General features: G+C 42.0%; 14 protein-coding genes. 10 read left to right on the top strand and 4 right to left on the bottom strand.

Annotated features, from left to right (window positions below):
* The first annotated feature begins 6 nt into the window (after positions 1-6).
* Both P1X15_RS20870 and dprA read left to right on the top strand, forming a co-directional pair.
* The gene (locus tag P1X15_RS20870) at positions 7-1,563 is read left to right on the top strand and encodes an FMN-binding glutamate synthase family protein (RefSeq protein ID WP_277340074.1); all 1,557 of its coding nucleotides are present in this window, start codon (positions 7-9) and stop codon (positions 1,561-1,563) included.
* Between the two features lie 97 nt (positions 1,564-1,660).
* Positions 1,661-2,755 carry a DNA-processing protein DprA gene (gene dprA / locus P1X15_RS20865; RefSeq protein WP_277340073.1) on the top strand — a complete coding sequence of 365 codons (1,095 nt, stop codon included), beginning with the start codon at positions 1,661-1,663 and terminating at the stop codon, positions 2,753-2,755.
* Between the two features lie 62 nt (positions 2,756-2,817).
* On the opposite strand, the gene P1X15_RS20860 is transcribed toward dprA, so the two are convergent.
* The gene (locus P1X15_RS20860) at positions 2,818-4,293 is read right to left on the bottom strand and encodes a M48 family metalloprotease (protein ID WP_277340072.1); all 1,476 of its coding nucleotides are present in this window, start codon (positions 4,291-4,293) and stop codon (positions 2,818-2,820) included.
* A gap of 208 nt (positions 4,294-4,501) precedes the next feature.
* Between P1X15_RS20860 and P1X15_RS20855 the strand changes: the two genes are divergently transcribed.
* Positions 4,502-5,317 carry an aldo/keto reductase gene (locus tag P1X15_RS20855; protein WP_277340071.1) on the top strand — a complete coding sequence of 272 codons (816 nt, stop codon included), beginning with the start codon at positions 4,502-4,504 and terminating at the stop codon, positions 5,315-5,317.
* Here P1X15_RS20855 and P1X15_RS20850 read toward each other — a convergent pair.
* The gene (locus tag P1X15_RS20850) at positions 5,311-6,441 is read right to left on the bottom strand and encodes an aminotransferase class I/II-fold pyridoxal phosphate-dependent enzyme (RefSeq protein ID WP_277340070.1); all 1,131 of its coding nucleotides are present in this window, start codon (positions 6,439-6,441) and stop codon (positions 5,311-5,313) included. The two genes, P1X15_RS20855 and P1X15_RS20850, sit on opposite strands and share 7 nt — an antisense overlap.
* 56 nt (positions 6,442-6,497) lie before the next feature.
* On the opposite strand from P1X15_RS20850, the gene nagA reads away from it, so the two are divergent.
* Both nagA and P1X15_RS20840 read left to right on the top strand, forming a co-directional pair.
* Entirely contained in the window at positions 6,498-7,628 is a 1,131-nt protein-coding gene (nagA, locus tag P1X15_RS20845) for an N-acetylglucosamine-6-phosphate deacetylase (RefSeq protein WP_277340069.1), read from the top strand.
* Between the two features lie 132 nt (positions 7,629-7,760).
* On the top strand, positions 7,761-8,141 hold the full coding sequence (locus P1X15_RS20840; protein ID WP_277340068.1) for a hypothetical protein: 381 nt from the start codon (positions 7,761-7,763) through the stop codon (positions 8,139-8,141).
* A 9-nt stretch (positions 8,142-8,150) separates the two neighbouring features.
* On the opposite strand, the gene P1X15_RS20835 is transcribed toward P1X15_RS20840, so the two are convergent.
* Positions 8,151-9,404, bottom strand: a complete 1,254-nt coding sequence (locus P1X15_RS20835; RefSeq protein ID WP_277340067.1) for a hypothetical protein — start codon at positions 9,402-9,404, stop codon at positions 8,151-8,153.
* 316 nt (positions 9,405-9,720) lie between these two features.
* Here P1X15_RS20835 and P1X15_RS20830 point away from each other — a divergent pair, with 316 nt between their 5' ends.
* The 3 genes from P1X15_RS20830 (at position 9,721) to P1X15_RS20820 (ending at position 13,255) form a co-directional block, all read left to right on the top strand.
* Positions 9,721-11,268 carry a serine hydrolase gene (locus P1X15_RS20830; RefSeq protein ID WP_277340066.1) on the top strand — a complete coding sequence of 516 codons (1,548 nt, stop codon included), beginning with the start codon at positions 9,721-9,723 and terminating at the stop codon, positions 11,266-11,268.
* Between the two features lie 126 nt (positions 11,269-11,394).
* Positions 11,395-12,366, top strand: a complete 972-nt coding sequence (locus P1X15_RS20825) for a kelch repeat-containing protein (RefSeq protein ID WP_277340065.1) — start codon at positions 11,395-11,397, stop codon at positions 12,364-12,366.
* Between the two features lie 46 nt (positions 12,367-12,412).
* Complete coding sequence (locus P1X15_RS20820) at positions 12,413-13,255, top strand: amidohydrolase (protein WP_277340064.1); 843 nt, start codon at positions 12,413-12,415, stop codon at positions 13,253-13,255.
* Positions 13,256-13,333: 78 nt separating this feature from the next.
* Here the strand turns inward: P1X15_RS20820 and P1X15_RS20815 are convergent, their stop codons facing one another.
* Positions 13,334-14,023 carry an HAD family hydrolase gene (locus tag P1X15_RS20815; RefSeq protein WP_277340063.1) on the bottom strand — a complete coding sequence of 230 codons (690 nt, stop codon included), beginning with the start codon at positions 14,021-14,023 and terminating at the stop codon, positions 13,334-13,336.
* A gap of 155 nt (positions 14,024-14,178) precedes the next feature.
* Here P1X15_RS20815 and P1X15_RS20810 point away from each other — a divergent pair, with 155 nt between their 5' ends.
* On the top strand, positions 14,179-14,952 hold the full coding sequence (locus tag P1X15_RS20810) for a DpnI domain-containing protein (protein ID WP_277340062.1): 774 nt from the start codon (positions 14,179-14,181) through the stop codon (positions 14,950-14,952).
* A complete protein-coding gene (locus P1X15_RS20805; protein WP_277340061.1) occupies positions 14,943-15,155 on the top strand; it encodes a hypothetical protein in 213 nt (70 codons plus the stop codon). The genes P1X15_RS20810 and P1X15_RS20805 overlap by 10 nt, the downstream gene beginning before the upstream one ends.

Here is a 15,155-nt window from a genome sequence, read left to right as displayed (position 1 = left end):
CTTTGTATGGATTGGATAACAACTTTGCCGGCTTGGGGCTGGATGATAGTAATGTTAGTGGTAGTTTTGATTGCGGTAGCAGTGTATGATATTACCCAAAAAAAACATACCATTTTGCATAATTTTCCCGTGATTGGGCATTTTCGGTATTGGCTCGAAACGGTAGGGCCGGAGTTGCGTCAGTATATTGTGGCCAACAACCGCGAAGAACTGCCCTTTAATCGTCGCCAACGTTCGTGGATTTATGCTTCTTCCAAGCGAGAAAACAACTTTCAGGGCTTTGGTACCGACCAAGATGTCAATACGGCGGGATTTATTTTTATCAAACCAGCTTTATTGACCAAACGACTTCCCAAAAATCACCCATATCGTGAAAATCCTTATGTATTGCCCGCTCCTAAAGTGATAGGCTTGACACACAACCGCAAAAGGCCCTATCGTCCCAAACAAGTCATCAATATTTCTGGCATGAGCTTTGGGTCATTGTCGGCCTCGGCGATTACGGCATTCAATGAAGGTGCGGCCAAATTTGGTTGTTATCACAACACAGGTGAAGGAGGATTTTCACCTTATCATGACAAAGGAGCGGATGTGGTACTCAATATTGGCACGGCTTATTTTGGCCTACGCGATGATGAAGGAAATTTTGTCATGGAGAAATTGATAAAATTAACCCAAAAAAATCCAAGTATTCGGATGCTTGAGCTGAAATTGTCGCAAGGAGCGAAACCGGGAAAAGGGGGCGTACTACCTGCCGCCAAAATCACCCAAGAAATTGCCGATATACGACATGTGCCTATGGGAAGAGATGTGATTTCGCCCGCTGCGCACAGTGCTTTCTCAGATTTGCCCGAAATGTTGGAGTTTATAGAAGCAATGGCTGCGGCAACGGGGCTTCCGGTGGGTATCAAAGCAGCAGTGGGGAAACTCGAAATGTGGGAAGAGCTAGCGACACTGATGGTCAAAACGGGGGTAGGGCCTGATTTTATTACTATCGATGGAGGAGAAGGGGGCACAGGAGCCGCTCCACCGTCTTTTGCCGATCACGTGGCTCTACCTTGGGTGTATGGTTTTTCGAGTGTGTATAAGATTTTCAAGAAACATGGTCTTACTGACCGAGTCACCTTCATAGGTTCGGGTAAGTTGGGTTTACCTGCGCAGGCCATTATGGCTTTTGCGATGGGAGTTGATATTATCAACGTGGCTCGCGAAGCAATGATGTCGATTGGGTGTATTCAAGCACAATTGTGTCATACCAACCATTGTCCTGCGGGAGTAGCTACTCAAAGTAAATGGCTACAAGCAGGACTTGACCCCACTCTCAAGAGCGAACGTTTTTATAATTATGCCAAAACCCTCACCAAAGAGATTCTGGAAATTTCGATAGCATGTGGCTATGAACATCCCTGTCAGTTTACGATGCATGATGTAGACGTAGCCATGGGCGACAACAACCACACTCGCCCTCTCAGCGTAGCTTATGAATATGAAAAGGCGCCCGTATTGTATGAGGGAATTGACTCCCTCGTCAATTGTCAATATTTAGGCGGCAAGAAGCATTAAGGTTTCGGAAAGGTTATGGAAAACTCTAAATACGCAGATTAGAAAAGTTTTATAATCTGCAAGTATATCATCCCAATAACCATTCAAAAACAAAAGTATGAACGAACGCCTTTTTCAATTAGGCTTGCATTTGACGCCCGGTTTGGGTGGAGTTTTGATTCGACATTTAATTGCCAATTTTGGTACTGCTCAAAAGGTATTTGAAGCTAATTTTAAATCTCTCATCCGTGTTCAAGGAGTAGGAGAGAGTATTGCTCGGGTCATACTAAGCAAAGGAGGACTTCGAGAAGCAGAAATAGAACTTACAAAACTTCAACAAGCGGGTGTCCAAGTTTATTTTTTTACGGATGCTGATTATCCTCAGCGTTTTAAATCTCTTTATGAAGCGCCAGTTGTTCTTTTCGGAAAAGGCAATATTGATTTGAATAAAGGACATTTTGTAGGTATTGTAGGTACTCGAAAAGCCACCGATTATGGTAAAAATATAACGGAACAGCTCATAGAAGGGTTGGCAGGAAAAGGCATCACGGTGGTGAGTGGGCTGGCCTATGGCATCGACATCATGGCACATCGGGCTTGTATCAAATACCAAGTACCTACCATAGGTGTAATGGCTACTGGAATAGACATCGTTTATCCAGGTACTCATGCCAAAACCGCCCAAGAGATGCAGCAGCAAGGCGGTATTTTGACCGAATATCCTCTCGGTACTAAACCTGATTTTATGCGTTTCCCGGCTCGTAATCGTATTATTGCAGGAGTGACGGATGCTATTGTGGTAGTAGAAGCTGCCGATAAAGGAGGCGCACTTATCACGGCAGAATATGCCAACAATTATAATCGGGATGTATTTGCAGTACCCGGAAATCTCACCAATTCCTATTCGGTAGGATGCAATAAACTCATCAGCACTCACAAAGCCCAAATTTATACGGGAGTGGAAGATTTTCTCGCTGCTCTAAGCTGGCAAGAAGGAAAAGAGCTTTCAAAGGGGGAGATTATTATACCCGAGCACTTTACGCAAGAAGAAACGCAAGTAGTGGCTTTGCTTCGAAAAAAAGGAGAAATGTCGATTGATGATTTGACGTGGGAAAGTCAGATTGCCCCCGGAAAACTAGCCAATTTATTACTCAATTTAGAACTTCAAGGCTACGTTCGGTCGCTGCCCGGTAAGCGTTTTACTTTGGGGTAAAACAAAGAAACGTTATCCTTGAACAATTTCTAAGGATAACGTTTCTTTGGAAAATTCAATTTTTATTTCCCAATTACCTTAATCAAGGTGCCACGTTTTACTTGGTCATCGGCTTTCATGCTATTGACTACTCCTAGCTCTTCGATGCGATTGGCAGGCATTCCTAAAGTAGTCATTATGTCTTTAAAAGAGCCATCGCGAGGAACCGTCTTTACAAAAATCCGTTCGGGTTTGCGATTGATCTTATCGGGATCAGTAAGCATACGGAAATTTTCGGCGGTGTTTTTGAAAGTAGGAAACAACGTAGTGAAAATATCAGCCGTTGTTACGCCATGAATGGCATAAACCATGCCGTTGTAGCGAATCAACCATGAGCCTACTTGCACCGTATTGGCGGGGGTTTGCTGCTGTTGTGGTTGGCCTTGTTGTTGCTGTTGAGGCTGCTGCTGTGATACAAGCACAATCGCCTGATTGCCATTGATGGTACGACGAGCACTTTCCAATACTTTCAAATTAAATTGTTTTTGTATGTTTTGTGCCGCAGAGTCGAGGTTGGTACCTGCAAGCATCAAAATCATTTCGGCTTTGCCGTCTTTGGGCGCCATTACAAACTGCGCTGGAGAATTTTGGGTCTGCCATCCCGCAGGCGTCGGAAATTGAAAACGTAGTTCAGGATGATAAAACACGTTGTTTTCCACAAAACCCTGTTTAGGATCTTCGCCATACACGATTCCGTTAATCATCTGCAAATAGCTATCCCGATTGACGGCGTAGTTTTTGGGCTGTGCAGTCTGGTATTCTTTGGCCATTTGGTGAACGTTGTTGAAGCGGTCACCGGGGTCGGGGTGAGTTGACATAATATTAGGAATCGACTGCCCTGCATTGTCGGAGATGCGTTTGATTGTACCAAAGAAATTAGCCATTTGGTGGGCATCGTATCCGATTTTGCTTGAATATTCTACCCCGATTTTATCAGATTCTGACTCGTGGGCGCGGCTATAACTAAGCATCAACAATTGTAGCCCTTGCATGGCTTGCTCTCCAAATTGAGCGAGTTTAGGCGAAATTACCATTCCAGCAATCAGCCCTACCGTCCCCAAAATCTGACTGGTTTGTTGACGGGCAGAGTGGCGAGCAGTTACGTGGCCAATTTCGTGGCCGAGTACGCCTGCAAATTCGGCTTCATTGTTGAAGTGCGCCATAATACCACGCGTAAAATACACATAGCCACCCGGCACCGCAAAGGCATTCACTACGGGTGAGTCGATGATATTGAATTGGTAAGGAAGGTCAGGACGGTGCGAAATTTTGGCCATTGCCATTCCTTTTTCAGAAATAAAACTTTGCAGTTTTTTGTCTTCATACAAGCCCATAGAAGCCACAATAGACGGGTGCGACTGTTGGCCAAGGGCAATTTCTTGGTCAGTTGACATCAAAATGATTTCTCGCTTGCCTGTTACGGGATTGCGAGAACAAGATTGTAGCATTACTACACCGACCAGAACTGGAAAGAGAAGGAAGCGTGGGAGCATTCTCATAAGTAGTTGAAATAAGTCTAAAGAATAGATTCAAAGATAAGTTTCCTATCTTGACTGTAACGAATAAAAAATGTCACTTTTGAATGCAATTTTAATAATAGTTTTGGTTGTTGCAACACCGCAGGAACATTCTATCCTGATAACACGTATATTAACAGCACGGTATAGTGCATGTATTAGCGTTTAACTAATAGCTTTTTTCATAATCATGATCCCTTACGTTACTCTTAATAATGGAATTCAAATGCCCCAATTAGGTTTGGGGATTTATGACCCACAGCCCGACAATGATATTCGACAAGCCGTATTGTGGGCGTTGGAGGTGGGCTATCGGCTGCTCGATACAGCGACAATTTATAAAAACGAACGTGAAGTAGGGCAAGCAATGCGCGATAGCAATATCGCTCGTGATGAAATCTTCCTGACTACCAAAGTCTGGAACGCAGACCAAGGTTATGAATCTACGCTCAAGGCTTTTGACGAAAGTCTCCGTAAACTCCAAACCGACTACGTAGATTTATATCTTATTCATTGGCCAGTAAGAGAGCATCGTATTCAGACTTGGAAAGCCTTGGAAAAAATATACGCCGAAGGCCGTGCAAGAGCAGTGGGGGTCTCTAATTATTATGCGCCGCACTTTGAAGAACTGTGGCCGCATACGGATTTAGTTCCGGCAGTCAATCAATTTGAATTGAGTCCTTATTGTTATCTCCCTCAAGAACTTGAGTATTGTCGGGCGCGAGGTATCCAAGTTGAAGGCTATGCTTCGCTGGTAAGAGGACTAAAGTCAGGAGATACGCGCTTGATTGCAATCGCCGAAAAATACGGCAAAAGTACGTTTCAAGTATTGATTAAATGGTCATTGCAGCAAGGGGCGGTTACGATTCCTAAGTCTGTGACAAAGAGCCGTTTGGTTGCCAATCTTGATGTTTTTGATTTTGAAATTTCACCGGAAGATATGGCCCAAATGAATACTTGGCACGACAATACCCGCGTAGCCGAGGACCCTATGGATTATTATTGAAAACAACCTTGAATAACCTCCACTATCTGCTCCAACTCAGTGGAAGTAAGATTGGAGCCCGATGGCAAGCAAAGCCCGTGGTCGAATAAATTTTCGGCCACGTTTTGTCCATAAAAGGAAGCTTTTTCAAAAACAGGCTGCAAGTGCATGGGTTTCCAAAGAGGACGGGCTTCAATGTTTTTGGCCGCAAGAGCAAGACGCACGTTTTCACGAGTGATGCCCCCTGTCTGTAGTGGATTAATAATAATACAACTCAGCCATCGGTTAGAAAAACTTCCTGCGGCTTCGGGCTGAAAACTGATGCCTTCAATAAACGATAATGCTTTTACATAATAGTCAAAATTGGCGCGTCTTTGAGCTACGCGCTCCTCAATGACCTCCATTTGCCCGCGTCCGATTCCGGCGCAGATGTTGCTAAGGCGGTAATTGTACCCAATCTCCGAATGCTGATAATGGGGCGCATCATCGCGGGCTTGCGTAGCTAGAAACTTCGATTTTTGAATAAATTGTTCATCATCAGATAGCAAAGCTCCGCCGCCTGAGGTAGTAATGATTTTGTTGCCGTTGAAGGAAAGTACATTCAATTTGCCGAAACTCCCCAGTTTTTTTCCTGCATAAGTAGAGCCAAGTGCTTCGGCGGCATCCTCAATCAACGCTATATCGTAGCGATTACATATGTCTAAAATTTCGTGCAGTTGGGCTGGCATACCATAAAGATGTACCGCTATCACCGCCTTGATTTGTTTTCCTTGTCTCTTTTGGTCTTTAATCGCCGTTTCAAGGGCATCAGGGCATAGATTCCATGTGTGGGTTTCGGAATCTACAAAAACTGGCGTACCTCCTAAATATACGATTGGATTGGCAGAGGCCGCAAAAGTAAAGGATTGACAAAGAACCACGTCGCCCGCACCTACTCCCAGCATGACCAATGCCAAATGCAAAGCCGCTGTGCCTGACGATAGAGCAGTGGCGTGCGCTACTCCTACATAGCTACAAAGGTCTTCTTCAAAGCCATTGATATTAGGACCAAGAGGGGCTACCCAATTCGTGGCAAAAGCCTCTTGTACGTATTTTTGTTCATGACCGCTTAAGTGCGGAGAAGAGAGCCAAATTTTATTCATCATTCCTTCTAAAAACTTCCCGAAAGTTCTACATCTTTCGGGAAGTTCCCAAAAAAATCATGTTACCTATGTACGCACTTACCAATTGTACAATTTATACTGGCGACGAAATAGTAGAAAATCAAGCGGTTGTCGTTGAAAATGAACTTATTAAAGAAATAGTCTCTCCAGACCTCCTTCCTGAAGATTTGCGTATCATTGACTTACAAGGGCATGACCTCATTCCGGGCTTTGTGGATTTGCAGCTATATGGAGGTTCGCAAGGCTTTTTTGTGCGCGATTTATCAGAAGAGTCTTTGCAAGATATGGTCGATACCCACGGCGGCGATGGTACGGTAGCTATTGTACCCACTTTGTATTCGACTTCCCATGAGCGTATCCTAAAAGCCATCGATGTTACAAAAACCTACATAGCTTCTGGCAAAAAAGGCGTCGTAGGGTTGCATATAGAAGGGCCTTTCATCAATTTTGCCAAAAGAGGTGCTCATAGTGCCAAAGAAGTGAGGATTCCTACCAAAGCTGAAATAGTCGAAATCATCGCTCGAGCTGAAGGGTTGACCACTATGATGACAATCGCGCCCGAGATTTGGCCAGAGGAGCTTTTACATCTCCTACAAGAAAGCCACTTTATACTGTCTTTGGGCCATACCAATGCGACCTATACCCAGTCTAAAACATACTTTGAAAGTGGCATTCATTTAGCTACCCACCTCTACAATGCCATGAGGCCTTTTGAGAGCCGTGAGCCTGGCGTAGTGGCGGCGATTTGGGATACTCCCACGGCTCATGCAAGTATCATTGTGGATGGTTATCATTGCGATTTTGCAACTGTACGTATTGCGAAACAATTGATGGCAGAGCGTTTGTTTCTAATCTCCGACGCCACGCTCGCCAAAATACAACCTATGCAATTTCGATTTGAAGATTTTACGGCCAACTATGACGGTAAACGCCTCCTCAACGACGACGGCAACCTAGCAGGTTCGGCGATTACCCTGCTCGACGCCGTCAGAAACTGTATTCACAAAGTAGGGATTCCGAAAGATGAAGTTTTTAGGATGGCTTCGCTCTATCCGGCTACGCATCTCGGAATCGACGCGCAGTATGGTAAAATTACCCCAGGCTATTTGGCAGAAATGGTAGTGTTAGATGAAAAACAAAATCCCATACCTCTAAGCCAATTCACCTAAAATAACCCGCTTATCTGATTTATTGGCCTTTTATCAATTTGTATTATTAAAACATAGTACCTTGTATTGCATAATATTGACAATTGCATATATCTTTGTATTGTATAGTAGCAATATAAAAATCTCATAGTCATGAAAAAGATATTATTTTTTGTTTTGATGCTCTCACTAGCTGCCTGTGGCGAACGTGAAAAAGCCAGCATGAAATGGCTCAAATACAAGGGCGAACCAATGACTACTATTAAAGAAGGTAGTGATTTTAGCCAAACCGTTATTAGGTTTTCACGCGGAATTGTCTTCAATGAAGCAGGTACGGCTATCCAAACAATGCCTCCCAATTCCTACTTGAGTTATGACAAAAACGGGCAGCTACTCATTGTAGAAAGTGATGAGAAGGGCAGAATTAGCTACGAATTTTACGAAGAAGATACCCGTCAGCCTTTTGATGAAAAAGGGAAAGTGTTCTTGAAAAACGTCATTAGGGAAATTAGGCGGTTGGATAAAAAAATGTAGAGGCTATTTTTATAAATTTTCCCCTAAATCTTTGATTATTTCTTCGGCTACTCTTCGATTTGCTAGTTCGTTAGGGTGGCCGTCGTATTTTATCCAATATTCTATATTTTTTATAGAAAAAAGCTCAGTATACTCAAGTATTTTTATGTTTAAGCATTGAAGACGCTGTTTTACTAAAACAGGTAATTGTGAACCAGGGTATACAAGTACGAAAAAATTATTATTATCAAACTTCTGAACATAAGTATGATAAGCGTCTTCTATGATATCTGCTGTTTTGAGAGTGTGTTGCTTGGTTATTTTAAGGGGATAATCTATCTTAAAAAGATTGATTAATGCCATATCTTTTGCTTTGTTAAAAAGCCAATATTTAATGGGACGTGATTGAGCAATCACTGTTGTTTTGGGAGTACTATTTTTATCATAAACCAAGTAGTTGCCATTCCACGAACGCCCCCAACTCATCGATGGTATATTGCGATCAATGTGTCCTTCATAAAATACATAAAAGGCGACCCCTTCTTTTTCAGTGATCTCTCTCCTAAAATCAGGCCGATTCAAATGAGCAAGCATGTGCGTGGTTGTAAATGAATTAAATGCATAATTATAGGATTTGAATTGAGGCTTTAAATCTTGAAAGAAGAAGGGGAGGGTTTGATAGTCTTGTAGCCCTTCGCCGAATGTAAAAGAACAGCCAAAAAATAAAGCATATTTGTTAGTATTGTTATTACTAGGGGGAGTTATTCGTCGTGAGAAAGAGTCGGTGCTGAATGTTACATTATAAATGTCGTATTGGTTGTCGCAAGTTTTGCGCCAATGAAAAGTTTGTGAGGCTTTGGGGAGAATTCCAAGTTGATTGTCTAAGCGATATACGTTGGTGTAGTCGGGACCTAAATGAGAACAACCTGCTGACGCAAGCGGACTACTTTGGGCAATATCTTTGGCGTTTACAGGAACCTGAGAATTAAGGATAAGTTTGCAAGTGATTTCAAGTATTGATAGGGTAATAAAAATGGAAGTAAACATTAACAGACTATTTTGTAAAGCTTTTTTGGGGTTTCGAAGTATCATTAATACAATCATCAAAAAAATAGCTGTTACCTTGAAGTAAAATAGCCACGTATTATTAGGAATACCCAACGTCGATTGGTCTTCATTACCTACATAATCAATGAATTCTAACAATCCATCAAGCATGAAATACAAAAGAAAACTATACCCTAAAACAATAATAGGAGAAATGATAAACTTAGAGCGAATCATAATAGTGAGATAAATTTAGTAGAGGTTGGTTTTAATAAAAGTTGTTAACTTAGGCGGGTTAACATTACTTAAAACCCCTAAAGTAATCTAAGTGTAGAATTTAATTATGTTCTTTTAAAAAGTTATCAAATGGTTTTTTTATTCTCTAAATCACAATAATTATATACCAAAAAGTGCTTTTGCTGGGTATCTAAACAGAAAGACCTCGCAGAAAATGCTTATTTTGTAAAAATATTCTCAAAAATGCTTTTGAGGTTATGGCTTTTAATTTATTCACTTAAATCTATATTCTTCGCTTGTCAGCTACCCAAAAACCATGAAAAAATTCACATTCCTTCTATCTCTTCTATTATATACAGTAGTGCTACGTGCACAAGTCATTTCGTCTACCGAAATTGATGCCTTGGTCGAAAAAACCTTGAAAACCTTTGATGTGCCAGGTATCGCCGTAGCGGTTGTCAAAGATGATAAAGTGATTCATGCCAAAGGATATGGCGTGCGGTCGCTCAATACCCAACAAAAAGTCGATGAAAATACCTTATTTGGGATTGCTTCCAACAGCAAAGCATTTACGGCGGCAGCCTTAGGGATGTTGATAGACGAAAAAAAGCTCAGTTGGGATACCAAAGTAACCGACGTGATTCCTGAGTTTAAAATGTATAATCCCTATGTAACAGAGGAGTTTACGGTAAGAGACTTACTTACCCACCGTAGTGGATTGGGATTAGGAGCAGGTGATTTGATGTTTTGGCCTGACCAGAATAACTTTATTTTAAAAGACATCATTCATAATCTACGATACCTAAAACCTGTCTCTGGTTTTCGTACCAAATACGATTATGACAATCTCCTCTACATTGTAGCCGGCGAAGTAGTGACGAGAGTATCGGGGATGAGTTGGGAGGAGTTTATCGAAAGTCGCATTTTGCAACCTCTCAAAATGACCCAAACGGCAGCTTCGTTTAAGCGGCTCAAAGACAAATCAAATGTAATAGACCCTCACGCACCAGTGGAGGGAACCGTGAAAGTGATCCGTCGAGATTGGAGTGAAGTAGCCAATGCCGCAGGAGGAATTTATAGCAATATCTCCGATATGAGTAAGTGGATTATGATGCAAATGAACGGTGGTAAGTATGACGGCAACAAACAGCTTTTTAGCAAAACCGTACACGAGGAAATGTGGACACCACAGACGATTATCCCAGTAAGAGGAAGTTCAGTTTATAATACTCACTTTTCAGGTTATGGTTTGGGGTGGTTTTTGAGCGATGTTAGAGGCTATAAGCAAGCTACGCATACAGGAGGCTTGGCGGGGATTGTAACTCAGGTGACACTTCTGCCTGAACTCAAATTAGGTATTATTGTCTTTACCAATCAACAATCAGGGGCGGCTTTTACGGCCATTACCAATACCATCAAGGATAGTTATTTGGGAATCAAGGGTATCGACCGTGTCAAAGAAAACCACGAGCGCGTTTTGAAAAATGAAGCCGAAGCCAAGAAAATAACCACCGAAATCTGGAAAGATATCGAAGCCCAGCAAAAAAATAATACTGCCAAAGTTGACCCTAATTTGTACGTAGGGAGCTATGAAGATAAGTGGTTTGGTGAAGTGGTGATTTCGGTCAAAAATGGCAAAATGTGGTTTGATTCCAAACGCTCTTTCCAATTGACGGGCGAACTTTTTCCGTACAAAGGCAATACATTTATCGTAAAATGGAACGAACGTAGCATGGATGCCGACGCTTATGTGATGTTTGATCTCGACAATACTGGTAAAGCCTCTGGCATCAAAATGCAGGCGATTTCGCCTTTGACCGATTTTAGTTTTGACTTCCAAGATTTGGAGTTCAGTCGTAAGTGAGGGCTAAAGAAAGACTTTCTTAGTTTGTTTTCACAATAACTTAAACTTAGAAAGTCTTGAATAACTGTAGGTACTGAGTAAAAATAAACCCTGTACAGGTTTTAACAATAGCTATTTTTATAAACTATGAAACTTACTTTTGCTTTATTTGGAATGAGCTGCATGGTCGTTGCCGTAGCGCAGGCCCAAGCCCCCTGGGAGACTGTTCAATCAAGCACAAGCTGTACGGCTAGGCACGAAAATGCCTTCACCAAAGTAGCGGATAAACTCTATCTTATTGGTGGGCGTGGCACGCGACCCGTGGATGAGTACAATCCCGAAACCAACACATGGCGACAAATGACTTCTCCTCCCCTCGAAATGCATCATTTTCAGGCTATTGAATACAAAAACGAAGCTTATGTCATGGGGGCGTTTATGGGTAATTATCCCCACGAAATCCCCATTCCTAACATATATATCTTCAATCCTGTCAAAGATGAATGGCGCAAAGGGCCTGCTATTCCTGCTGACCGACTTCGGGGTGCCGCAGGCTCGGTGGTTTATAAAGACAAGCTTTATTTGGTCTGCGGGATTCAGGACGGCCATTATGATGGCCATGTAGGCTGGCTCGACGAATACAACCCCAAAACCAATACCTGGCGCAAACTCCCCGATGCACCCCATGTACGCGACCACGTATCGGTGGCAGTCATCGACGATAAACTTTATGTGGCGGGTGGTCGCCGCTCTACAGCGCGTATCAACCAAGTCTTGAACCTGACCGAACCCGCCGTGGATGTCTTTGATTTTAAAACCAATACATGGACAACCCTGCCCGAAAGCCTCAACCTGCCCACGCAACGGGCCGGAAACTCCGCCGTGCCTTTTGGATACAAATTGCTTATTTTGGGCGGTGAAAGTGCTAGTCAAGTAGAAGCCCATGCAGAAGTGGAAGCCTTGGACACTAAAACCATGAAGTGGGAAAAATTTCCTAATCTCAATAAAGGTCGTCACGGGACGGGCGCTACCATTTACAAAAAGAAAGTATATGTAGGGGCAGGTTCGGGCAATAGAGGTGGTGGGCCTGAACTCACTTCATTGGAGGTACTGAAATAAAAAAAACATAAAGCCTCATACAAAATCACCAACAATAGACAATAGAATGGTAATTGATTCACATCAACATTTTTGGATTTATGATGCCGAGCGTGACGCTTGGATTAACGAACAAATGACGCGCATTCGGCGAAACTTTTTGCCCGAAGACCTCCAACCAGTATTAGCCGCCAATGGCGTGGATGGCTGTATTGCGGTACAAGCCGACCAATCGGAGGCCGAAACTTTATTTTTGTTGGCACTTGCCGAAAAACATTCCAGCTTTGTAAAAGGCGTAGTAGGGTGGGTCGATTTGCGCGCCGACAACCTTTATGATAAACTGGATTATTATTCACAATACGAATTATTAAAGGGATTTCGGCACGTGGCACAAGCCGAAGCCGATGATTTCTTGGCTCGCCCCGAAGTCATCAAAGGAATTCGCCAACTAGCGGCGTTTGATTTCTCATACGACATCTTGATATATCCGACCCAACTCAAGGCAGCGGTGCAATTGGTTCGCGAAGCACCCGACGTTTCGTTTGTGGTAGACCACCTTGCTAAGCCTTATATCAAAGACCAAAAAATCAATACTTGGTCCAACTACATGCGTGAACTCGCATCACATCCGCACGTGAATTGTAAGGTTTCGGGCATGGTCACAGAAGCCGATTGGAAAAACTGGACCAAAAAAGATTTTTATCCTTATTTAGACGTCGTTTTTGAAGCTTTTGGAGTAGATAGACTCTTGTTCGGGTCGGATTGGCCAGTATGCTTAGTGGCGGCTGAGTATGAGCAGGTCATCGGTCTTGTGCGCGACTACATGACGCATGTGGGCTTTTCAAGTACTGACCAAGCCAAAGTATTGGGCGAAAATGCGGCACGTTTTTATCGCATCGAAAACGATTAAATGCTGATAGTAGACTTTCCAAGTTTCTGATGCAGAAGTTTACAAACTTGGAAAGTCATGACCCAATGCTAGCCACTTTTAGGTCAATAGATTGAGAATCTCTCGCAACGAAGAAAAACTCTGGAAATGAGGATGTTCGATTTTGTGTTCGATATGCTCATAGGCCCAAGTCGTGTGGTACGGAATATGAAACCCATGCCCACCCATTGCTAACACAGGAAGTACGTCAGATTTTAGAGAATTGCCAATCATCAAAAATTCCTCAGGCACAATATCCAAGTGTTTGAGGAGTTTTTGGTAATCACTTTCTCGCTTGTCACTCATAATTTCGATGTGGTGAAAATAATGCGCCAAGCCCGATTTTATCAATTTTCTTTCTTGGTCGAGCAAGTCCCCTTTGGTAGCTACCACAAGACGATAGCGCCCTTGCAAGGTTTGCAGTACTTCTTCCACCCCATCCAAAAGTTCGATAGGTTTTTGGAGCATTTCTTTACCAAGCGCAATGATTTTTTCAATTACCTCAAGGCTGATTGTCTTGTCTGACACTTCCAGAGAGGTCTCAATCATGCTCAAAATAAAGCTTTTAACTCCATATCCATAAAGCGGTAGATTCTGGATTTGGGTTTTAAACAGCTCCTGCGATACAGTATGATGCGGCAGATAATCTTCCAAAAGAGCGCACAATTTGCGTTCGGTTTCTTGAAAAAAAGGTTCATTGACCCACAGGGTATCGTCGGCGTCGAATGCGATGACTTGGATAGGATTCATACGAAAATGGTCGATTTGGTTTCAAAACTGCGTTTTTTAACGCAAAAACAAAACCAACGTCCCAACAATTTATCACTCTCTCTTTGCCTCAAAGAGGGGTTTTTGGTTACATTTGAAACAAAAAAACCGCTAAGATTTTAATAAATGATGACCAAATGATGAATTTACAATTAGATATTGCTCTTGCTAAAGGTTATAGCAACAACTCACAAATTGTAAAAATATTGACAGAACATTGGGTATATAAAAATTCATTTTGCCCTAATTGTGGTAATCATTATTTGAATAAATTTGAGAATAATCGGCCTGTAGCTGATTTTTATTGCGATAAGTGTCAAGAGGAATTTGAGCTTAAAAGTAAAAAAGGTATTTTATCTAATAAAATCAATGATGGTGCTTACTCTACCATGATTGAGCGAATTAACTCAGCCAACAATCCAAATTTCTTCTTTTTAACCTATTCAAAACAGTGGTCAGTTAATGACTTTATGATGATTCCTAAGCATTTTTTTACCCCTGATATAATTATTCAAAGGAAACCTCTTTCAATGACAGCGAGGCGTGCAGGATGGGTAGGTTGTAATATTGATATTTCAAGAGTACCTGACGCGGGTAAATTTTTTTTTGTGAGGGGCGCAAAATGTATTCAGCAGGAAGTAATCCAAGAATCGTACCATAAAATGGTGTTTATTAGAGGAAAAAACATTGATTCAAAAGGCTGGATAATTGACTTCATCAAATGCCTAGAAGTGATTAATAAACAAGAGTTTAGTCTAAAAGAGGTTTATAAATTTGAAGACACTTTAAGAGTGAAATATCCTGAAAATAATTTTATTAAAGATAAAATTAGACAACAGCTCCAAGTGCTTAGAGATAAAGGTCTTCTGGAGTTTTTAGGTAACGGAAATTATAAAAAACTATGGAAATAAAAAGCTATATATTTCTTTCTCCAGAAGGGCGAACTTTCTCCCCAAATGACTCAGAAGTTGAAAATTTACAAGTGATTGGCATCGTACGTGGCGTACGCCATGAAGACGAAGCATTGATACAGCTCCTTCAAGAAAATCCGTGGATTTTTGATGCTGAATTTAACGTTGCTGAATTTATTTGTTATGAGTTAGCAACAACTTAA

This window comes from Runella sp. MFBS21 (assembly GCF_029433105.1).
In the GTDB taxonomy this organism is placed as follows: Bacteria; Bacteroidota; Bacteroidia; order Cytophagales; family Spirosomataceae; genus Runella.
This window is presented reverse-complemented; position numbering and strand designations above follow the sequence as displayed.